The following is an 18,553-nucleotide window of genomic DNA, read 5'->3' on the forward strand; positions in this document are numbered from 1 at the left end:
GCGAATGCCCTTCGCCGACCATCCCGTACGCCGGGTGGCCGCGGCGGAGGGCGTTTCGCTGTCCGGGGCCTGGCCGCACACGATTCCCGCCGTACGGCAACTGCTGACCGACGGGCTGGACCTCGGGCCGGGGGTCACGTTCCTGGTCGGTGAGAACGGCGCGGGGAAGTCGACGCTGGTGGAGGCTGTGGCGGTCGGGTTCGGGATGTCGCCGGAGGGCGGGTCGACGGGCGCGCGGCTGACCACGCGGGCGAGCGAGTCGTCACTGTCCGACGACCTCGTGCTGACGCGGGGCGCCGGCGCTTCGAAGGCCGGGTTCTTCCTGCGGGCCGAGACGATGCACAACTTCTACACGTACCTGGAGCAGAACCCGGGTCAGCGCCCGGAACCGGTGTTCCACGAGCTGAGCCACGGCGAGAGCTTCCTGTCGCTGATCGAGGACCGCTTCACCCGCCGGGGTTTCTACTGCCTGGACGAGCCCGAGTCGGCGCTGTCGTTCTCGTCCAGTCTCGCGGTGGTCGGCGTTCTGAAGCAGCTGGCCGACAGCAAGTCCCAGGTGCTGTGCGCGACGCACTCCCCCGTCATCGCCGCCCTGCCGGGGGCGACGATCCTCGAGGTCGGCGAGTGGGGCATCCGGGAGTCGGCCTGGGAGGACCTGCAGTTGGTCCAGAACTGGCGCGCCTACCTGCGGCACCCCGAGCAGTACCTGCGGCACATCCTCTAAGTCGTCCGGCGCCGCGCCTGGTGGGAGTGCCGCCCTGTGCTCAGTGGACGACCACGACCTGCTGGTCCGCCGGCTGCGGCTGGAACTCGCGCTGCCAGGGCCTGACCACAGCGAGCAGGGTGATCAGGGACAGGGCCAGGCCGCCCGACATCACCACGGCCATCGCGACCGCGTCGGTGCCGAGGGCACCGACCAGTGGTGCGGCGACCGCGCCGATACCGAACTGGACCGCGCCCAGCAGGGCCGCCGCGGTGCCCGCCGCCTCGCCGTGGCGCGACAGCGCCAGCGCCGGCGCGTTCGGAAGGGCCAGGCTGGCGGCGAAGAGGGCCGCCCAGACCGGGACGAGGATGCCGACCAGACCGCCCACGCTCAGGGTCGCGGTCAGCAGCAGTGCGACCCCGGCCAGTGCGGCGAGGACGGCGCCCGCGGTGAGCACCTGCTCAGGCTCCCAGCGCTTCAGCAGCACCGGGTTGAGCTGGGTCGCCGCGACCAGCAGCAGCCCGCCCACGCCGAACAGCAGTCCGAAGGTCTGGCTGCTCACGCCGAACTGTTCCTGGAACACGAACGACGCTCCCGCGACGTACCCGAACACGCCGGTCATCGCCAGACCGGCCACGAGAGTGAGCCCGACGAAGACCCGGTCGCGGACCAACTGTCCAGCCGTGCGAGCGATCTGCGCCGGCCCGAACGGCCGACGGCCGGCCGGCGGCAGGGTCTCCGGGAGCGTCAGCGCCACCAGCAGCATCAGCAGGACGCCGAGCACGGCCAGTACGACGAACAGGCCTTGCCACGGGAGCGCCACCAGCAGGGCGCCACCGACGGTGGGAGCGAACACCGGCGCGACGCCGATGACAAGCATCAGCCTCGACAGCAAGGTCGCCGCCGCGCGGCCGACGTACAGGTCACGGACGATCGCCAGTGCGACCACGGAGCCCGCGGCGGCGCCGACCCCCTGCAGGACCCGGAACACCGACAACATCTCCACGGTCGGCGAGACCGCGCAGAGCACGGAGGCCAGCACGTGCAGCCCCGCTCCCGCGATCAACGGCCGCCGGCGGCCGAGGGTGTCGGAGAGCGGACCCACCAGCAGTTGACCGACGGCGAGGCCCGCGAAGGTCCCGGTCAAGGTGAACTGGACCGCGGTCGCGGAGGCCGCGAGGTCGGTGGTGATCGACGGCAGCGCCGGCAGGTACAGGTCGATGGTGAGCGGCCCGAGCGCGACGATGAAGCCGAGCGTCAGCACCAGCCGAATCCGGCCGATCGGGTGAATCGGGTCGTCGACCGCCACGGCAGCGGGCGTCGTCGGAGGATCAGAGATCGCCATGGGTTCCTCATGATGGGCATGCGAACAGAACGCGACGTCACTGTCGCCAGCCACCGACAACGACCCACCCGCACGTGCTATTCCCAGCGCGCGGCGCCGATCCACCCTGCGGACCAGCACGGGCGCGGGGGTTGCGCGAATGATCTGAGCCGCGCGAAGCGCAGGCGGCGGGGCGCAGCTCCCCCTCTCCCCTCCGCTCCCGGCTGCGGAGCGGGCGCCGGGTGCGCGGGTTGCGCGGGTTGCGCGGGTGATCTGAGCCGCGCGAAGCGCAGGCGGAGGGGCGCGGCTCCCCCTCTCCCCTCCGCTTCCGCCCGTGGAGCGGGGGTCAGTCGGTGTGGGGTGGTCTCCGGCGCAGTGGTGGGTCGGGGGCCAGCGAACCGTCCGGGGCGATGTGTTCGAAGATCTGGTCGACCAGGTTCAGGACGTGGGGGTCGTCGACGGTGTAGATGTGGCGGCGGCCCTCGCGGCGGGCGGTGATGATGCCGGCCAGGCGGAGTTTGCCGAGGTGCTGGCTGGCGGTGGCGATGCTGACTCCGACGCGGTCGGCCAGCGTGCCCACGTCGTACTCGCCCTGGGCCGCCAGCGAGACCAGATGCAGCCGTACGGGGGCGGACAGCATCGCGAAGGTGCCGGCGGCGGATTCCAGCTGCGCCTTCGTCGGTTCGGGGAAGGTCGTCATCTCGCGGTCATTGTGACCGGTCCACCGGGTCCTGAGGAGGCGGCAGGCCGAAGGTGAGCACGGTCTCACACTTTCGCAATTGCGAAAGTATCGAAATGGTGGCAGCCTGGAGGCATGGCAAGAGCTCTCCGCCCCGTGCTGCTCCTTCTCGCCGTGGCGATCCCCGCGGTCGTCCTGCGGCTCAGCGGCACCCACCCGTTCGCCCCGCTCGGCATCCTGGTCTTCGGCCTCGGCGTCGTCGCGGCGTCGTTCGTCCTGGCCTGGGCCGCCGAGGCCGCGGAGATGGACATCTCCGGCGGTCTCGCGATCGCCCTGCTCGCGGTGATCGCCGTCCTGCCGGAGTACGCGGTGGACCTCTACTTCGCCCACACCGCCGGCAGCAACCCGGAGTACGTGCAGTACGCCGCCGCCAACATGACCGGCTCCAACCGGCTCCTGCTCGGCCTCGGGTGGTCCAGCGTCGTACTGCTCAGCCTGTACGTCGCCAGCAAGCGCAGCGGCCGCACGGTCAAGGCCCTGGTGCTCGACTCGGGCTACAAGCGCGAGCTCGGCTTCCTGCTGATCGCCGGTGTGGTCGCGTTCATCATCCCGCTGACCGGCCAGATCCACCTGCTGCTCGGCATCGCCCTGCTGGCCTTCTTCGCCTACTACCTGTGGCGCGCCGCGGCCAGCGAGCACGGCGACGAGCCCGACCTGGTCGGCCCGGCCGCGCGGATCGGCGGCCTGCCGAAGGTCCAGCGCCGGATCACGGTGATCGCGATGTTCGCGGCGGCCGCCACGGTCATCCTGTTCTCGGCCGAGCCGTTCGCGGACTCGCTGGTGGAAGGTGGGCACGCGCTCGGCGTCGACCAGTTCCTGCTGGTCCAGTGGCTGGCGCCGCTGGCGTCCGAGGCGCCGGAGTTCATCGTGGCGCTGCTGTTCGCCTGGCGCGGCAAGGGCGCGGCCGCGCTCGGCCTGCTGATCTCCGCCAAGGTGAACCAGTGGACCCTGCTGATCGGCAGCCTCCCGATCGCCTACGGCATCGGTGGCGGCGGGCCCGCGCTGCAGCTGGACGGTCGCCAGGTCGAGGAGTTCCTGCTCACCGCGACGCAGACCATGCTGGGCATCGCGATCCTGCTGGCGCTGCGCTTCCCGCGCTGGGCCGCCTGGACGCTGCTCGGGCTGTTCGCCGTGCAGTTCGCCGTACCGGGTCAGACCGGGCGGTACGTGATCTCCGCCGTGTACGCCGTACTGGCGATCGCCGCGTTCGTGCACCACCGGCGGGAGATCGTCCCTACGCTCACCGGGCCGTTCCGCCAGACGAAGAAGGCCGCCGAGGAGCGCTCGGACGAGCTGGTCGGCGTCTGACTCCCCCACTGACAAAGGGCCCGCGGATCTCCGCGGGCCCTTTCGGTTGCTCTGGTCAGCTGGCCTGCTGCTCCTCGACGGTGACCGGCGGACGGCGGCGCTCGGTCGGACCGGGGCGTCCACGCCGGCGGCCGTCCAGGAACTTCTCGCCCGCGGCCGTGCCGGTGAACTTGGTCCGGCGGGCCCACGCACGGCACTCCTCCAGCACCGGGCACGCGGTCAGGCAGACCGCTTGCGCCTTGCGCTGCTCCCACTGGGTCGCGGTCTCGTCGTACGCCGGTGACATGCCGACGCACGCGGCCTTCGACATCCAGCGGTCGGCGGGGTCGGCGATCACCGTCAAGGTCGGCCTCATGGGCACTCCTGCTCGTCGTTCGATCGGGCGGATCGAGTGCGCGGGGGTTTCCCGCGCCACCACCAGCTTGAGCCTGAGTCGTTGCCCCGGTGCGACGTCCATGTTTCAGGCATGAAACGTCACACGCCAGCAGGTGTCACATCAGTGCCGCTGACACCGACGCTTCCGCGAGCAGTGTGCGGACGGTCTCCTGGGCGCAGGCCTTGTTGACGCCGATACCGCCCTGGGCGCCGCGCTTGATCCAGCCGGTGACGAAGTGGCCCGGCTTGCCGACGACGGCGCCGCGGACGTTCGGCACCACGCCGCGGAGCTCGTCGAAGGGCAGCCCGGGGATCGGGCGGCCGGTGAAGCCGATCGCGGTGATCAGGGTGTCGGCGGGGATGAGCTCGCCGTCGGCCGTGGTCAGCCCGCGGTGGTCCCAGGCGACCGGTGTCGTGTCGTACCGGAAGACGATGTCTGTCCGCTCGGCGACTTCCCGGTACGCCGAAGCGGTGTAGGCAGCAGCTTCCGGCCCACGGCGACCGACGACCACGACTTCGGTGACACTGCTGACGGTGATCAGCAGGCGCGCGATGTCGAGCGCCACGTTTCCGTTGCCGACGACGATTGCCCGGGGCCCCTTCAGCTCGGGCCGCCGCGCGCCCGGGCGGTTGTTGTACCAGGCAACCACCTCGTCCGCGGTCAGCTCGCCCGGGATCCCCAGCCGGCGGCTCTCGTAAGCACCCGACGCGTGCACCACCGCGTCGTACCGGCCCTCGAGCTCGTCAACACTCACCGACGTGCTGGGCCGCCAGCAGACGCGCGGATGGTCGACGATCCGCTCGAAGGTCTCCACGATCTGCTTGGTCAGCGGGTGATCGGGAGCGACGCCGTACCGAGCGAGGCCGCCGACCACCGGGAGCCGGTCGAAGAGCGTGATCTCCGCCTTGCTCCGCTGCAGCAGCTCCCGCGTCGCGTACATCCCCGCAGGCCCGGCCCCGACCACAGCGACCCGCCGCGGCCCGTCCGACCACGGGTCGAAGCGCGGCGGCTCCCAGCTGTCCAGGTCGAGCCCGTCGAGCACCGGCCGCTCCTTGTAGTACGACGCGTTCAGCTGCACGTCGACCGCCGCCGAACGATCGGCCGGCTTCGCGGCGTCCACCGGGCAGATGTCGGCACACGCGCCGCAGTCGATGCACGTCCGCGGATCGATGAACAGCCCGTCGGTCGTCCCGAAGCCCGGCTCCCCCGGCGACGGGTGGATGCAGTTCATCGGGCAGACCGCGACGCAGCTCGCGTCCGAGCAGCACTCCCCGCTGATCGCGTACGTCATTCAGAGCAGCCCGGTACGCCGGTAGACCCGCCGCGCGGCCGGCGTCAGCAGGCCGACCTCGGCCAGGAAGTCCATCAGGTTCGCGCAGCTCGACCGCAGCAGCGACCGGTGGTGCTCGTTGCCGCGGGCCAGGCGGACAGCTTTCCCGACCTCGAGGCCCGCGTTCCGGTAGACGGCCGGGCTGACCATGCTGCTGACGATCATGTCCGCGGCGAGCGCGATCACCAGCGCGCTGACCCAGCGCCGTACCGGCCCGGCGCCGGCGATCCGGTCCCGGGTCTCCTCCCGGGCGAACACCATGTGCCGGGACTCCTCGACGACGTGGATGTGGTTCACCGTCCGGACCAGCGGCGCGACCCGGCGGTCGCGCATCCAGTCGCGCTGCATCACGTCGAGCACCTCTTCGGCGACCAGGATCGCGGCGTACGCCGTGGCGCCGGTCGCGATGGTCTTGAAGCCGCGCCCGAGCTCGCGGGCGAGCAGCCCCGGCCGGTACCGGGCGTCGACCAGCCGGGCCGAGGCCTTGGCGAACATGATCGAATGCCGGCACTCGTCGGCGATCTCGGTCAGCGCCCACTGGAACTCCGCGCTCGCGGGGCTCTCGTCGTACACGTCGCGCAGGATCATCTGCTGCAGGATCAGCTCGAACCAGATCCCGGTCGAGGCGACTGACGCCGCCTCGTGCTTGGTGAGCTCGCGGCGCTGCGGCTCGGTCAGCTCGTCCCAATACGGCGTGCCGTAGAGCGTGCTCCACTCGGGACTGAGGCCGTAGCCGTCGCCGACGGGTGCATCCCAGTCGATCTCGGTCTCCGGGTCGCGGGACAGCTGCGCCGCCGAGGCGAGCAGGCGATGTGCGGTTTCGTCCGTGCCGTGCATGACGCACCTCCGGGAATCGATACATCCTCAATGTAACATGAGTGATGTATTGATCCGCAAGAGCTACTGCTTGGATCGGACCATCCGGATCTCGGGAACGCCGAAGAACTCCTCGTCCGCCCGGGCCCCGTCCTCGACGAAGCCGTTGCGCCGGTAGAAGGCCAGCGCCCGGTCGTTGCCCTCCAGCAGCCAGAGGCTGGCCGCTTCCTTCCCGATCGCGACGTCCAGCAGGCGTTGACCGAGGCCGCTCCCCCACCACGCCTGCCGGGCGTAGACGGAGTACAGCTCGAGCGGCGTCGGCGCATCGTCGTCGCGGCCGGGGCCGGGTGACGAGAAACCGATCACGCGGTCCTGAATCGGTACGTCCTGCCCCGGATTGAAGGCGAGCCAGCGGACCACGCCGGCCTCGATCGCGCCGCGCCAGCGCTCGGTGCGGCGGCCGATGCCGGACGGGTCGGTCTTCTCCTTCAGGCGCTGCGGGTCGAGCAGACCGGCGTACGCCTCCTGCCAGCACAGCAGGTGGCACCAGGCGCCGGCCTCGGCGTCGTCGACCGTGGCGCGGCGGATCTCGAAGTCCATCTACACAGTGAAGACGATCTTGCCGAAGACGTCGCCCTCGTTCATCTTCGCGAAGCCCGTGCGGGCCTCGGACAGCGGCAGCGTGGTGTCGATGTGCGGCGAGATGCCGGCGTTCGCCATGAACTGGACCAGCTCGGCCAGCTCCTGCCGGGTGCCCATCGTCGAGCCCTGGACGCGCAGTTGGAGGAAGAAGATCCGGTTCAGCTCGGCCGACTTCGGCGCCTGGCCGGAGGTCGCGCCGGAGATCACCACGGTGCCGCCCTGCTTGAGCGACTTCAGCGAGTGCGACCAGGTCGCTTCACCGACGGTCTCCATCACCGCGTCCACGCGCTCGGGCAGCCGCGCGCCTGACTCGAAGACGTCATGGGCGCCGATCTCCAGCGCCTTGGTCCGCTTGGCGTCGTCCCGGCTGGTAGCCCAGACCCGGATCCCGGCCGCGCGCGCCAGCGTGATCAGCGAGGTCGCGACACCGCCGCCGGCGCCCTGCACCAGCACGGTGTCGCCGGGCTTGAGCCCGGACTGCGTGAACAGCATCCGGTACGCCGTGAGCCACGCCGTCGGCAGGCAAGCAGCCTGCTCGAAGCTCAGCCCGGCCGGCTTCGGTACGACGTTGCGCGCGGGGACGGCGACCTTCTCGGCCAGCGTCCCTTGGTACCGCTCGCTCAGCAGCGAGCGCTTCGGGTCGAGCGTCTCGTCGCCCTTCCAGGACGGATCCGAGATGACCGCGTGCACGACCACCTCGTTGCCGTCCGGGTCGACGCCCGCGGCGTCGCAGCCGAGGATCATCGGCAGGCTCTTCTCGGCCAGGCCGACACCCTTCAGCGACCACAGGTCGTGGTGGTTCAGCGCCGACGCCTTCACGTCGATCGTCACCCACCCGTCCGGAGCCACCGGCTCCGGACGCTCCCCGACCTCGAGCGCGGACACCGGGTCGTCGGCGTTGAACTTGGCGGCGTAGGCAGCAAGCATGAGCCCACACTAAGCGCTGGTCTGCACTCCGTCAGTTAGCAACGTCACCGGCTCAGTGCAGGCCGGCGTCGGCATCGGTCACGGCGTACGACGTGAAGCGGACGGTCAGGCCGCTGCGGGTCGGCGCACAGCAGATCGGGCCCGCTGCGGCCTCGGCGCTCGGGTCGAGTGGTGCCAGTCGCACCATCCGCCACGGCTCGTCTTCGACGCGTGCCCGGACGGTCACCGCGTCGCCCGAGCGGCTCACGCGAATGGTCACCTCGCGCCCGGCCCAGTCCGGCACCGGCGCCATCGACCAGTCCGACACCCCGCGCGTCACCACGGCACCCAACTGCGGTGCTCCGTCGGTGAACTCCACACCGGCCTTGATCCAGTTCTCCTCGTCGACCCGGATCAGTACACCCGCCTGGTCGTACAGCTCGTCGAACGCGGCCACGAACCCGACCTCGATCGCCGTGTCCACAGGGAAGTCGGTGAGCAACGCGTGCCCGTCGTCGTGCACGAACCCGTAGCTCGTCGTCCGCCAGAAGTCGCTCCCCTCCCGCGCCGACACCAGCAAGTCGTTGCCATCAGCAAGCACACCCTCAGGCGGGTTCAGCCACGCCGCCTCGGACCACTCGATCGCACGCCGGTTCTCCACGAGCCAACCCTAGAACACCCGCTCCTCCTTCGCCTGCGGCGAAGGAGGAGCGGGAAGGGAAGGAAGGCGGAATGCAGAGCCAGCGCCCGGGCGTGAGGCCTGGGCCGACCGCGGCGGGGCCAGGTTGGACCGGCGGTGCCGGCAGAGCCGGGCACGCGCCAGGCCCGGCCTACCCGCGCGCGTCAGGCGCGGGCTACGCCGTCCTGGTGGGTGGCCTTGGCGACTGCGGCGGCGACCGCCGGGGCCACGCGCTTGTCGAAGGGGGACGGGATGATGTAGTCGGGGCGCAGCTCGTCGTCGGCGATCAGGGCGGCGAGGGCCTCGGCGGCGGCGAGTTTCATGCCTTCGGTGATTCGGCCGGCGTTCGCGTCGAAGGCGCCGCGGAAGATGCCGGGGAAGGCGAGGACGTTGTTGATCTGGTTGGGGAAGTCCGACCGGCCCGTGGCGACGACCGCGGCGTAGCGGTGGGCCAGGTCCGGGTGGACCTCCGGGTTCGGGTTGGCGAGGGCGAAGATCATCGCGCCGGGCGCCATCCGCGCGATCGCGTCCTCCGGGACCGTTCCGCCGGAGACGCCGAGGAAGACGTCCGCGCCATCCAGAGCGTCCACCAACCGGCCGGACAGCTGGGCGGTGTTCGTGTCGCGGGCGAGCGACAGCTTGACCGGGCTCAGGTCGGCGCGGTCCTCGTGCAGCACACCCTTGCTGTCGACAACGGCCAGGTCACCGACGCCGGCCTGCAGCAGGATCCGCGCGCACGCGACCCCGGCCGCACCCGCGCCGGAGATCACCACGCGGATGTCCGAGATCGACTTGCCCGTCACCCGCAGCGCGTTGCGCAGCGCGGCCAGGACGACGACCGCCGTACCGTGCTGGTCGTCGTGGAAGACCGGGATGTCCAGCCGTTCCTTCAGCCGGCGCTCGATCTCGAAACAGCGCGGCGCGGAGATGTCCTCGAGGTTGATCCCGCCGAACGTCGGCGCCATCCGCGCGACGGTGTCGACGAACTCGTCCACGTCGGTGCAGTCCAGCGCGATCGGCACCGAGTCGACGCCGCCGAACTCCTTGAACAGCAGCGCCTTGCCCTCCATCACCGGCAGCGCCGCGGCCGGTCCGATGTCGCCCAGGCCCAGGACGGCGGTCCCGTCGGTCACCACGGCGACCACGTTCGACTTCCAGGTGTACGTGCGGACCAGCGACGGGTCCTGGTGGATCGCGGTGCAGACCCGGGCCACGCCCGGCGTGTAGGCCATCGACAGGTCGTCGGCGTCGCGGACCTGGATCGACGACGTGACCTCGATCTTGCCGCCGCGGTGCAGCTCGAAGACGGGATCGCCGGCGTACGGATCGGAGACGGGAGTTTCGGTGGGAACGGCTTCGGCAACCATGAGGAGACCCTTCATCAGCCCGGCGGAGAGCAGGCAGGCGTGCGCGGAGAGTGTGCGGGGTGGCGGTTCGGAAAGGGTGCTCGAACAACGCCGCGGTCAGGGGGTCACCCGTCGCCACGAGTAAACCACAGCGAGCACTGGTCTGCTCTGTGAGGCCCCCCACAGAGCAACGGCGGGGTGACGATCGAGTCTCGGGCGGGGTTACCGGCCGACAGTGTGCTGCCTGCTGTGTCAGGATGCGGGAATCCTGGCCGGTAACGTCCGGCACAGGACGACTACAACCAGTGTCGAGGAGTATTCGCGATGAACATCGTTCCCACCCTCCGTAAACGTCGTTTCGCGGCCGCCACCGCAACGGTCGCCGCGCTCGCGCTCGCCCTTTCCGCCTGCGGCAGCGACGACTCGGGCAGCGGTGGTAGCGAGGACAAGGCCGCGGCCGCCGGCATCACCTTGGTGAAGCCGGGCAAGCTGACGATCTGCACCCACCTGCCGTACAAGCCGTTCCAATACAAGGACGGCACCAAGGTGGTCGGGTTCGACGTCGACCTGCTGGACCTGCTGGCCAAGGACCTCGGGCTGGAGCAGGAGGTGGTCAACATCGAGTGGGCGCAGGTCACCTCGGGAGCCGCCTTCCAGGCCAAGAAGTGCGACGTCGGCATGGGCGCGATGACGATCACCGACTCGCGCAAGGCCGCGATCAGCATCACCGCCCCGTACATGGACGCCACCCAGGTGCTGCTGACCAAGAAGGACGCGCCGTACAGGTCGCTGGAGGACCTGAAGGGCAAGAAGGTCGGGGTCCAGGCCGACACCACCGGCAAGGACTTCGCCACCGAGCAGGCCAAGAAGATCGGCTTCGAGGTGGTCGTGTTCAACGACCTCGCGCTGCAGGAGAACAACGTCAAGTCCGGCCGCGTGGACGCCGGCATCAACGACAACGGCGTGCTGTACGACTTCGTCAAGGAGAACCCCGACACCGCGGTGGTGGCCGAGTTCAACACCGGCGAGCAGTACGGGTTCGGCGCGCTCAAGGACGGCAGCGGCCCGAAGCTGGTGGAGAAGTTCAACACGCTGCTGGCCGCGGCCAAGACCGACGGCAAGTACAACGAGATCTACAAGAAGTGGTTCGGGGTTGAGCCGAAGAAGTGAGCACACCCAACGACACGGTCGTCCGTAAGGGGCTGAGTCCGCGGCAACGGTCTCAGCGCTCCCGGTACATCCAGTACGGCGTACTGATCGTGCTGGTCCTGGTCGCGGCCTTCTCCGCCGACTGGGGCCAGATCGGCAGCGTCTTCTTCAAGCCGCAGTACATCAAGTCGGCGTTCCAGGACGGTCTGCTGACCGCGCTGCTGAAGACGCTGGAGTACACCGCCGGCGCGTTCGTGATCGGCCTGCTCGGCGGGACGCTGCTGGCGCTGATGCGGCTGTCCAGCGTCGGACCGTACCGGTGGATCTCGACGGCCTACATCGAGTTCTTCCGCGGCCTGCCGGCGATCGTGGTGTTCATCGCGTTCAGCCTGCTGCCGCTGGCCTTCGAGGGGATGACCATTCCGCTCGACCCGTACGGCACGGTCTGGCTCGCGCTCGGCATCGTCGCGGCCGCCTACATGGCCGAGGTGATCCGGGCCGGCATCCAGGCGGTGCCGAAGGGGCAGGTCGAGGCGGCCCGCTCGCTCGGCATGCCGCCGGGACTGGCGACCCGCAAGATCGTGCTGCCCCAGGCGTTCCGGATCGTGCTGCCGCCGCTGACCAACGACCTGATCCTGCTGGTGAAGGACTCGTCGCTGGTGTTCATCATCGGTACGACGGCGTCGGCGTACGAGCTGACCGGGTTCGGCCGGGACCTGGCCAACACGTACTCCAACCTGACCCCACTGGTCACGGCCGGGTTCTGCTACCTGGTCATCACGCTGCCGCTTGGCCTGCTGGTCCGCCGGCTCGAGGCGAAGGCTGCGAGGGCGCGCTGATGGCACTGGTCGAGATCAAGAACCTGCACAAGTCGTTCGGCAGCAACCACGTCCTGCGCGGCATCGACTTCACCGTCGAGCAGGGCGAGGTGGTCTGCGTGATCGGGCCGTCCGGCTCGGGCAAGTCGACGCTGCTGCGCTGCGTCAACCTGCTGGAGATCCCGCAGGAGGGCCAGGTGATCGTCCGCGGCGAGGAGATCACCGACCCCGACTGCCACCTGGACGCGGCCCGGCAGGGCATCGGGATGGTGTTCCAGCAGTTCAACCTGTTCCCGCACCTGTCGGTGCTGGCGAACTGCATGGTCGCCCAGACGACCGTGCTGAGGCGCAAGGCGTCCGAGGCCGAGCAGATCGCCCGGGCGAACCTGTCCCGGGTCGGCCTGGACGACAAGGTCACGGCGTACCCGGCGCAGCTGTCCGGTGGGCAGCAGCAGCGAGTCGCGATCGCGCGGGCGCTGTCGATGGACCCGGCGCTGATGCTGTTCGACGAGCCGACCTCGGCGCTCGACCCGGAGCTGGTCGGCGACGTCCTGACGGTGATGCGCAAGCTCGCCCTGGACGGGATGACGATGCTGGTGGTCACCCACGAGATGGCGTTCGCCCGCGAGGTGGCCGACCGGGTGGTCTTCATGGACGGCGGCGTGATCGTCGAGCAGGGCCCGCCGGCCGAGGTGATCGGGAACCCGCAGCAGCAGCGGACGCAGGACTTCCTGCGCCGGGTGCTCAACCCGACCCACGTCGAGCCGACGTAGTCGTTCGCCGTACGACGAACGGCCGGTCCCCTGCCAGGGGGCCGGCCGTTGCGCTGTCGTCAGTCTGCCGGACCGAGCGGCTGGTCGCCCGTGGTCGGCGCGGCCGGCTCCTTCAGCTCGACGAAGATCGTGTGCGTCTCGGTGTCGCCGGTGTTCTCGCCGTAGTGCTCCTGCGCGCCGAGCCACCGGACCTCGCCGGCCGGGAGCTCGACATCGACCTCACGGTCGCCGGACCCGAGACGCCGGCGGAACGAGCTCAGCGTGTACATGACGCTGTCGGGATGCCGGTGCGGCTGCGTGCGGTGGCCGGGTGTGTCCCGGTACTCCAGCACCCGGACCCGGTCGTTCTCGAACAGGACGCGGTAGGCGTCGGGGTTGGTGACGACGGGGTCGAGGTCCATTCCGCAAAGTAACACGGTCCGGCCTCGGGGCGGGATCGGTCGACCGGGACGGTTTTCCCAGGAGATCCGGGCCTCGGTGTGCATAGGCGGCCTGGAGCGGGGAAGATGTACGCGGTGGGCCGACCGCCCAGGAGTTCAGCCCGCCAGGGAGGCAACACAGTGAGCAGCATCGGACCAGCCGCCGAGGTACGCCTCAGCATTCCCGCGGACAGCGCCTACATCGCCGTCCCGCGTTCGGTGGCCGGCAACCTCGCGGCCCGCAACGACTTCACCGTCGACGCGATCGACGACCTGCGGATCGCCGTCGACGAGGCCTGCTCGCTGCTGCTCCCCCAGGCCACCGACGGTGTGCTGGAGTGCGTCTTCGCCATCGACCCGCCGCAGCTCACCGTGCGCACGTCGGCCGCCGTACCGGCCGGGTGGACGCCGGACACCGACTCGTTCGGGTGGACCGTGCTGACCGCGCTGGTGGAGTCGGCCGGGGCGGAGACCGTGGACGGCCGCCTGACCATCACCGTGACGGCGACCGCCACCGCCGCGGAGAAGGCGTGACCGACGACCGATTCCTGGGTGAACCCCAGGAACCTACCGACCTGCGTACCCGCACCGCCGAACTCTTCGCCGCACTGGGGGCCGCCCCCGTCGGCGACCCGGCCCACACCCTGGCCCGCGACGGCCTCGTCTCGCTGCACATGCCGCTGGTCGAGCACCTGGCCCGCCGGTTCCGCAACCGCGGCGAGCCGTACGACGACCTGGTGCAGGTCGCGACGATCGGGCTGATCAAGGCGGTCGACCGCTTCGACCTCGAGCGCGGGGTCGAGTTCTCGACGTACGCGACGCCGACGATCCTGGGCGAGATCAAGCGCTACTTCCGCGACAAGGGCTGGGCGATCCGGGTCCCGCGCCGGCTGCAGGAGCTGCGGCTGTCGCTGACCGCGGCGACCGCCGAGCTGACCCAGGAGCTCGGCCGGGCGCCCACGGTGGCGGAGCTGTCGACCCGTCTCGAGCTCGCCCCGGACCTGGTGATCGAGGGGCTGGAGTCGGCGAACGCGTACAACACGCTCTCGCTGGACGCCCCGGACCAGAACGAGGCCGACGCGACGACCGTGCTGGACGGGCTCGGCGGCGAGGACGAGGCGCTGGAGAGCGTGGAGTACCGGGAGTCCCTCAAGCCGCTGCTGGCCCAGCTGGACACCCGGGAGAAGCGGATCCTGACCCTGCGGTTCTTCCGGGGCATGACGCAGTCCCAGATCGCCGAGGAGATCGGCATCTCGCAGATGCACGTCTCCCGGCTGCTGGCCCGGACGCTGACCGAGCTGAGGGCAGGCTTGCTGAAGGAGTAGGGGTTTCAGAGCACCGGCGGGTGGGTCGGGTCGTCCCGGAGGGCCTCGGTGGAGGCCTTCTGGAAGATCGCGGCCAGTACGCCGACGGCCGCGACCGCGAGGACCACCGAGATCGCCTTGGTCGAACCGCCCCAGAAGCTGTAGGCCATCAGGACCTGGATCAGCTGGGTGAACACCGCCGGCCCGCGGCTCCACGTCGACGCGCGGAACAGTCCGCGCGCGACCAGCAGCAGGCCGCCGCCGTACGCGAGCAGGAACAGGGTCGTGGTCAGTCCGAGTACCAACCGTCCGGAGTCGAGCGTTAACGCTTCGGCAAATCCGAGAACGACGACCACAAGCCCTTCCGCAGCGACCACAGCCGCGGCTAACTTGAGCGGACGCGGTGCGGCTGCAGAGGAATCGGTCGGCACACCGCAAGCCTACGCGGCGGAGGTTCGGACGGACCGGTGCGGTTCGCCGGTCCGGCGGAACGTCCGTCGCGTGGCAACTCGACGCCCCGGCGGGCTGCTGTGAGGAGCAGCCCGGCGCAGGGCACGTCGTACCTGGGCCCACCTTGCCTCAGGTGCGGTGGTGGGTCGGAGAGCCTTTCCCCACAGGGATTCCAGGTTTTGCGTAACCCCGAGGCTGTTCGATCGGTTACTTGCAGTGAACGGGTGATCGCAGCTCGAACCCCGCGTTCGGATAACGGACGTGGCGGTCCGCTCTGCACCGGTTCGAAGTGTAAAGGAAGCGTTGTGATCGGATCGACAAGTCCATAACCCTTGTTTCGCCAGCGCGAGATTGGGAACATGGTGTCGTTCGTGAAAACGTTCACAACGCTTCGCACCACCCCCCGTGCGATTACTTCACCGCTGATCGGGCACAGACCAGCCTTCAGCGTAATTCGACTACCGAGAGAGATGGGATCCGCCATGGATTGGCGCCACCGGGCCGTTTGCCTCGATGAGGACCCGGAACTGTTCTTCCCCATCGGCAACACCGGGCCCGCGATCATGCAGATCGAGGAGGCCAAGCAGGTGTGCCGTCGTTGCGACGTGCGTGAGCAGTGCCTCGCCTGGGCACTGGAAGCCGGCCAGGACCACGGTGTCTGGGGCGGCCTGAGCGAGGACGAGCGTCGTGCGCTGAAGCGCCGCAACGCCCGCGCCCGCATCCGTACCGCCTGACGCAGCTACACGATGGGGCCCCGCGGGATCCGCGGGGCCTTTTGATTTCCAGGCGATCGACCCCAGCCGGTTGCCCCAGGCACCCGACGTAGCCTGCGAAGAACCATGGGTGACCACCAACAGTTGAGTCCCCCCACGGTTGTTCCCAGCCAACGAACACCCCCGGCCGTCACAGGCAAGCGACCTAAGCCAGCCGATCAGCCGACAAGCAACCCCAGCCCCTGCCCCGCACCCGCCGACGTCAGTCCTTGATCGGCAGGTCCAGCGTCACCGTCGTACCCGGCCCACTCGTCCGGGCCTGGAAGTCCAGCGTCCCGTCCAGCTCGCCGAGGACCAGCGTCCGCACGATCGACAGCCCGAGGTTGCCCGACGTCTCCGAGTCGAAGTCCGCCGGCAAACCCTTGCCGTCATCAGTGATGACGACGTGCAGCCGCCCGACCGCCCGGTGCGCCTCCAGCTCGATCGTGCCGGTGGCATCCTCGCCGTCGCGGGCGCCGAATGCGTGCTCGACGGAGTTCTGCATCAGCTCGGTCAGCACCATCGCCAGCGGCGTCGCGACCTCCGAGTCCAGTACGCCGAAGCTCCCGCTCCGCCGGATCTCCACCGAGGTCGCGACCGTCGACACGTCCGCGACCATCGCCGCCACCCGGTCCGCGACGTCGTCGAAGTCCACGTGCTCGTCGAAGGACTCCGACAGCGTTTCGTGCACGATCGCGATCGACCCGACGCGGCGGACCGCCTCGGCCAGCGCCGCCTGCCCTTCGGGCACCGTGATGCGCCGGCCCTGCATCCGGAGTAACGCGGCGACGGTCTGCAAGTTGTTCTTCACACGATGGTGAATCTCCCGGATGGTCGCCTCCTTGGTGACCAGCTCCCGCTCCCGGCTGCGCAGCTCCGTGACGTCGCGGAGCAGGATCAGCGCGCCCACGTGCTCACCGCCGGCCCGCAGCGGGATCGCGCGCAGGAACAGCGTCGCGTCGGCGTTCTCGATCTCCAGCTCCTTGGCCGCCCGCCCGGTCAGCACGGACGCGAGCACGTCGTCGACCTTGTGCCCGGTGTGCAGCAGCTCGCCGGTGACGTCCTTGAGCCGGCTGCCGACCAGATCGGTGACCAGTCCCATCCTTCGGTACGCCGACAACGCATTGGGGCTGGCGAACGTCACCATCCCGTGCCGATCGACCCGGATGCACCCGTCCCCGACCCGGGGCGTGGTGGACAGCAGCCGCTCCCCGCCGTACGGGAAGATGCCGTCGGTGATCATCCGGGCCAGGTCGGTCGCGCTCTGCAGGTAGGCGATCTCCAGCCGCGACGGCGTCCGGACGCCGAGCAGGTTGGTGTTGCGGGCGATCACCGCGATCACCCGGTCGCCGCGCCGGACCGGGATCGTCTCGACCCGCACGGGCACGTCGTCGCGCCACTCCGGATCGCCCTCGCGGCAGATCCGGCCGCCGTCGTAGGCCTGGTCCAGCAGCGGCCGCCGGTCGCGCGGGATGAAGCTGCCGACGATGTCGTCCAGGTACGCCGTCGGCCCGGTGGTCGGGCGCATCTGCGCACCGGCCCAGAACCCGAGGCCTTCGGTGTCGGGCAGCCAGAGGACCAGGTCGGCGAAGGACAGGTCGGCCAGCATCTGCCAGTCCGAGACCAGCAACTGCAGCCGGTCCAGGTCGGCGGCGTCCAGGGTCGTGTGGTTGCGGGCCACGTCACTCAGCGAGGGCACGTCGTTGAGACTATCCGTTGGGCCCGGCTCGACAGATTTGCGCATTGGGTGTTGATTGATCTGTGCCGAACCAGGACGCGAGTGAAAGGATGTCTCGGTGGAGTCGACGTCGTACTGGCAGGACGTGATGGCCGCGGACTATGCGGTACCCCACGACCGTGCGCTGACCGACCTCACCGAGGAGCTCGTCCGCGGCCTGGCGAGTACCAACCCGCAGATCCGCGACGCCCTGGCCTACCCCACGCTGGCCACCTGGCTCGAACGCGGCGTGTACGACGACCTGCTGCCCGGCTTCGGTGACGGCCTCTGCGCCGGGCTGAACTACGGGCTCGGCGAGGACGGCACCGACACGGTCTTCCGGCGCTCGTTCACCGCGCTGACGCTGGCCGAGGTCATCCACCGCGACAACGCCGAGTTCCTGGTGCACGACGAGGTCGTGATGCGGTGGGGCGACCGGCTGGCCACCTGGCTGCTGCGCGAGCGCGACCTGCGCGGGTACGTCGCGGACTGCGGCTGGGCGCACGCCGTCGCGCACGGCGCCGACGCGATCGGCGCGCTGGCCCGCTCGCGGCACTGCGACGCCGGGGTGCTGCGCGCGCTGCTCGACGTACTGGCCGACCGGATCGTCAAGGACACCCAGTACCGGTGGGTGCACGAGGAGCACGACCGGGTCGCCCACGCGGTGATGACGATCCTGCACCGCAACATGCTGACCAGCGACGAGCTGGAGCGCTGGCTGAAGCCGGTGGCGGCAACGGCGGCCCAGCAGCCGATGATGCACGAGACGCTGCCGGAGTGGCCGACACCGAACGTGTTCAACGCCCGCGGCGTGCTGCACGTGCTGCTCAGCCAGCTCGCGATCGGCGTGAAGGGCTTCCCGATCCCCGGCGACGACGACCTGTTCGGCCGCCCGATCGAGGCCCGCGCCGACCTGCTGCTGATGGTCACCGAGGCGGTCAGGGCGTCGCAGCCCTACATCTACCGGCCGGCCCCGTCCTCCAGCTGACCGGCTCCGCCCGC

21 protein-coding genes are annotated in these 18,553 nt (G+C 70.0%); 9 read left to right on the forward strand and 12 right to left on the reverse strand.

Going from position 1 to position 18,553, the window contains the following annotated elements; genetic code table 11:
• Nucleotides 1–4: 4 nt before the first annotated feature.
• Nucleotides 5–724 (forward strand): AAA family ATPase, encoded by a 720-nt coding sequence (locus ABD235_RS27755; RefSeq protein ID WP_344179419.1) that lies wholly within the window; start codon nucleotides 5–7, stop codon nucleotides 722–724.
• Between the two features lie 40 nt (nucleotides 725–764).
• Here ABD235_RS27755 and ABD235_RS27760 read toward each other — a convergent pair whose 3' ends face one another.
• Together ABD235_RS27760 and ABD235_RS27765 are read right to left on the reverse strand one after the other, a co-directional pair.
• Nucleotides 765–2,048: a multidrug effflux MFS transporter gene (locus ABD235_RS27760; RefSeq protein WP_344179421.1), complete on the reverse strand. Its 1,284-nt coding sequence runs from the start codon at nucleotides 2,046–2,048 to the stop codon at nucleotides 765–767.
• Nucleotides 2,049–2,373: 325 nt separating this feature from the next.
• On the reverse strand, nucleotides 2,374–2,727 hold the full coding sequence (locus tag ABD235_RS27765) for an ArsR/SmtB family transcription factor (RefSeq protein WP_344179422.1): 354 nt from the start codon (nucleotides 2,725–2,727) through the stop codon (nucleotides 2,374–2,376).
• A gap of 114 nt (nucleotides 2,728–2,841) precedes the next feature.
• Here ABD235_RS27765 and ABD235_RS27770 point away from each other — a divergent pair, with 114 nt between their 5' ends.
• Entirely contained in the window at nucleotides 2,842–4,074 is a 1,233-nt protein-coding gene (locus tag ABD235_RS27770; protein ID WP_344179425.1) for a sodium:proton exchanger, read from the forward strand.
• Nucleotides 4,075–4,129: 55 nt separating this feature from the next.
• On the opposite strand, the gene ABD235_RS27775 is transcribed toward ABD235_RS27770, so the two are convergent.
• The 7 genes from ABD235_RS27775 to ABD235_RS27805 all read right to left on the reverse strand — a co-directional run bounded on the left by ABD235_RS27775 (nucleotide 4,130) and on the right by ABD235_RS27805 (nucleotide 10,190).
• Nucleotides 4,130–4,429, reverse strand: coding sequence for a WhiB family transcriptional regulator (locus tag ABD235_RS27775; protein WP_344179428.1), 300 nt, complete (start codon nucleotides 4,427–4,429; stop codon nucleotides 4,130–4,132).
• A gap of 136 nt (nucleotides 4,430–4,565) precedes the next feature.
• On the reverse strand, nucleotides 4,566–5,741 hold the full coding sequence (locus ABD235_RS27780; protein WP_344179430.1) for an FAD-dependent oxidoreductase: 1,176 nt from the start codon (nucleotides 5,739–5,741) through the stop codon (nucleotides 4,566–4,568).
• Complete coding sequence (locus tag ABD235_RS27785; RefSeq protein ID WP_344179433.1) at nucleotides 5,742–6,617, reverse strand: AurF N-oxygenase family protein; 876 nt, start codon at nucleotides 6,615–6,617, stop codon at nucleotides 5,742–5,744. It lies immediately after the preceding gene.
• A 63-nt stretch (nucleotides 6,618–6,680) separates the two neighbouring features.
• The gene (locus ABD235_RS27790; RefSeq protein ID WP_344179435.1) at nucleotides 6,681–7,196 is read right to left on the reverse strand and encodes a GNAT family N-acetyltransferase; all 516 of its coding nucleotides are present in this window, start codon (nucleotides 7,194–7,196) and stop codon (nucleotides 6,681–6,683) included.
• Nucleotides 7,197–8,165: a zinc-binding dehydrogenase gene (locus ABD235_RS27795; RefSeq protein WP_344179438.1), complete on the reverse strand. Its 969-nt coding sequence runs from the start codon at nucleotides 8,163–8,165 to the stop codon at nucleotides 7,197–7,199.
• Nucleotides 8,166–8,217: 52 nt separating this feature from the next.
• Nucleotides 8,218–8,805: a DUF1349 domain-containing protein gene (locus ABD235_RS27800; RefSeq protein ID WP_344179440.1), complete on the reverse strand. Its 588-nt coding sequence runs from the start codon at nucleotides 8,803–8,805 to the stop codon at nucleotides 8,218–8,220.
• A gap of 182 nt (nucleotides 8,806–8,987) precedes the next feature.
• Nucleotides 8,988–10,190, reverse strand: coding sequence for an NAD(P)-dependent malic enzyme (locus ABD235_RS27805; RefSeq protein WP_344181328.1), 1,203 nt, complete (start codon nucleotides 10,188–10,190; stop codon nucleotides 8,988–8,990).
• A 303-nt stretch (nucleotides 10,191–10,493) separates the two neighbouring features.
• On the opposite strand from ABD235_RS27805, the gene ABD235_RS27810 reads away from it, so the two are divergent.
• Genes ABD235_RS27810 through ABD235_RS27820 form a run of 3 tightly spaced genes read left to right on the forward strand, consistent with a single transcriptional unit; the run spans nucleotide 10,494 to nucleotide 12,909 of the window.
• A complete protein-coding gene (locus ABD235_RS27810; protein WP_344179442.1) occupies nucleotides 10,494–11,339 on the forward strand; it encodes an ABC transporter substrate-binding protein in 846 nt (281 codons plus the stop codon).
• Nucleotides 11,336–12,157, forward strand: a complete 822-nt coding sequence (locus ABD235_RS27815; protein WP_344179444.1) for an amino acid ABC transporter permease — start codon at nucleotides 11,336–11,338, stop codon at nucleotides 12,155–12,157. Before ABD235_RS27810 ends, ABD235_RS27815 begins: the two co-directional genes overlap by 4 nt.
• Entirely contained in the window at nucleotides 12,157–12,909 is a 753-nt protein-coding gene (locus ABD235_RS27820; protein ID WP_344179446.1) for an amino acid ABC transporter ATP-binding protein, read from the forward strand. The genes ABD235_RS27815 and ABD235_RS27820 overlap by 1 nt, the downstream gene beginning before the upstream one ends.
• 59 nt (nucleotides 12,910–12,968) lie before the next feature.
• On the opposite strand, the gene ABD235_RS27825 is transcribed toward ABD235_RS27820, so the two are convergent.
• Nucleotides 12,969–13,310: a cupin domain-containing protein gene (locus tag ABD235_RS27825; protein WP_344179448.1), complete on the reverse strand. Its 342-nt coding sequence runs from the start codon at nucleotides 13,308–13,310 to the stop codon at nucleotides 12,969–12,971.
• 159 nt (nucleotides 13,311–13,469) lie between these two features.
• On the opposite strand from ABD235_RS27825, the gene ABD235_RS27830 reads away from it, so the two are divergent.
• The gene (locus ABD235_RS27830) at nucleotides 13,470–13,862 is read left to right on the forward strand and encodes an ATP-binding protein (protein WP_344179450.1); all 393 of its coding nucleotides are present in this window, start codon (nucleotides 13,470–13,472) and stop codon (nucleotides 13,860–13,862) included.
• The gene (locus tag ABD235_RS27835; RefSeq protein ID WP_344179452.1) at nucleotides 13,859–14,653 is read left to right on the forward strand and encodes an RNA polymerase sigma factor SigF; all 795 of its coding nucleotides are present in this window, start codon (nucleotides 13,859–13,861) and stop codon (nucleotides 14,651–14,653) included. Before ABD235_RS27830 ends, ABD235_RS27835 begins: the two co-directional genes overlap by 4 nt.
• 5 nt (nucleotides 14,654–14,658) lie before the next feature.
• Here the strand turns inward: ABD235_RS27835 and ABD235_RS27840 are convergent, their stop codons facing one another.
• A complete protein-coding gene (locus tag ABD235_RS27840; RefSeq protein WP_344179454.1) occupies nucleotides 14,659–14,937 on the reverse strand; it encodes a hypothetical protein in 279 nt (92 codons plus the stop codon).
• 627 nt (nucleotides 14,938–15,564) lie between these two features.
• Between ABD235_RS27840 and ABD235_RS27845 the strand changes: the two genes are divergently transcribed.
• Nucleotides 15,565–15,816 carry a WhiB family transcriptional regulator gene (locus tag ABD235_RS27845; RefSeq protein ID WP_012922773.1) on the forward strand — a complete coding sequence of 84 codons (252 nt, stop codon included), beginning with the start codon at nucleotides 15,565–15,567 and terminating at the stop codon, nucleotides 15,814–15,816.
• Between the two features lie 241 nt (nucleotides 15,817–16,057).
• Here ABD235_RS27845 and ABD235_RS27850 read toward each other — a convergent pair whose 3' ends face one another.
• A complete protein-coding gene (locus tag ABD235_RS27850) occupies nucleotides 16,058–17,533 on the reverse strand; it encodes a sensor histidine kinase (RefSeq protein ID WP_344179457.1) in 1,476 nt (491 codons plus the stop codon).
• 97 nt (nucleotides 17,534–17,630) lie between these two features.
• On the opposite strand from ABD235_RS27850, the gene ABD235_RS27855 reads away from it, so the two are divergent.
• The gene (locus tag ABD235_RS27855; RefSeq protein ID WP_344179460.1) at nucleotides 17,631–18,539 is read left to right on the forward strand and encodes a DUF2785 domain-containing protein; all 909 of its coding nucleotides are present in this window, start codon (nucleotides 17,631–17,633) and stop codon (nucleotides 18,537–18,539) included.
• Nucleotides 18,540–18,553: the final 14 nt, after the last annotated feature.

The sequence above is a fragment of the Kribbella lupini genome, assembly GCF_039529595.1.
Lineage (GTDB): Bacteria > Actinomycetota > Actinomycetes > Propionibacteriales > Kribbellaceae > Kribbella > Kribbella lupini.

Coding starts and splice junctions, on each gene's coding strand:
- ABD235_RS27790 (WP_344179435.1), bottom strand. CDS start 7,196: ATGGACTTCGAGATCCGCCGCGCCACGGTCGACGACGCCGAGGCCGGC.
- ABD235_RS27770 (WP_344179425.1), top strand. CDS start 2,842: ATGGCAAGAGCTCTCCGCCCCGTGCTGCTCCTTCTCGCCGTGGCGATC.
- ABD235_RS27805 (WP_344181328.1), bottom strand. CDS start 10,190: ATGGTTGCCGAAGCCGTTCCCACCGAAACTCCCGTCTCCGATCCGTAC.
- ABD235_RS27795 (WP_344179438.1), bottom strand. CDS start 8,165: ATGCTTGCTGCCTACGCCGCCAAGTTCAACGCCGACGACCCGGTGTCC.
- ABD235_RS27775 (WP_344179428.1), bottom strand. CDS start 4,429: ATGAGGCCGACCTTGACGGTGATCGCCGACCCCGCCGACCGCTGGATG.
- ABD235_RS27765 (WP_344179422.1), bottom strand. CDS start 2,727: ATGACGACCTTCCCCGAACCGACGAAGGCGCAGCTGGAATCCGCCGCC.
- ABD235_RS27810 (WP_344179442.1), top strand. CDS start 10,494: ATGAACATCGTTCCCACCCTCCGTAAACGTCGTTTCGCGGCCGCCACC.
- ABD235_RS27820 (WP_344179446.1), top strand. CDS start 12,157: ATGGCACTGGTCGAGATCAAGAACCTGCACAAGTCGTTCGGCAGCAAC.
- ABD235_RS27785 (WP_344179433.1), bottom strand. CDS start 6,617: ATGCACGGCACGGACGAAACCGCACATCGCCTGCTCGCCTCGGCGGCG.
- ABD235_RS27845 (WP_012922773.1), top strand. CDS start 15,565: ATGGATTGGCGCCACCGGGCCGTTTGCCTCGATGAGGACCCGGAACTG.
- ABD235_RS27780 (WP_344179430.1), bottom strand. CDS start 5,741: ATGACGTACGCGATCAGCGGGGAGTGCTGCTCGGACGCGAGCTGCGTC.
- ABD235_RS27760 (WP_344179421.1), bottom strand. CDS start 2,048: ATGGCGATCTCTGATCCTCCGACGACGCCCGCTGCCGTGGCGGTCGAC.
- ABD235_RS27755 (WP_344179419.1), top strand. CDS start 5: ATGCCCTTCGCCGACCATCCCGTACGCCGGGTGGCCGCGGCGGAGGGC.
- ABD235_RS27825 (WP_344179448.1), bottom strand. CDS start 13,310: ATGGACCTCGACCCCGTCGTCACCAACCCCGACGCCTACCGCGTCCTG.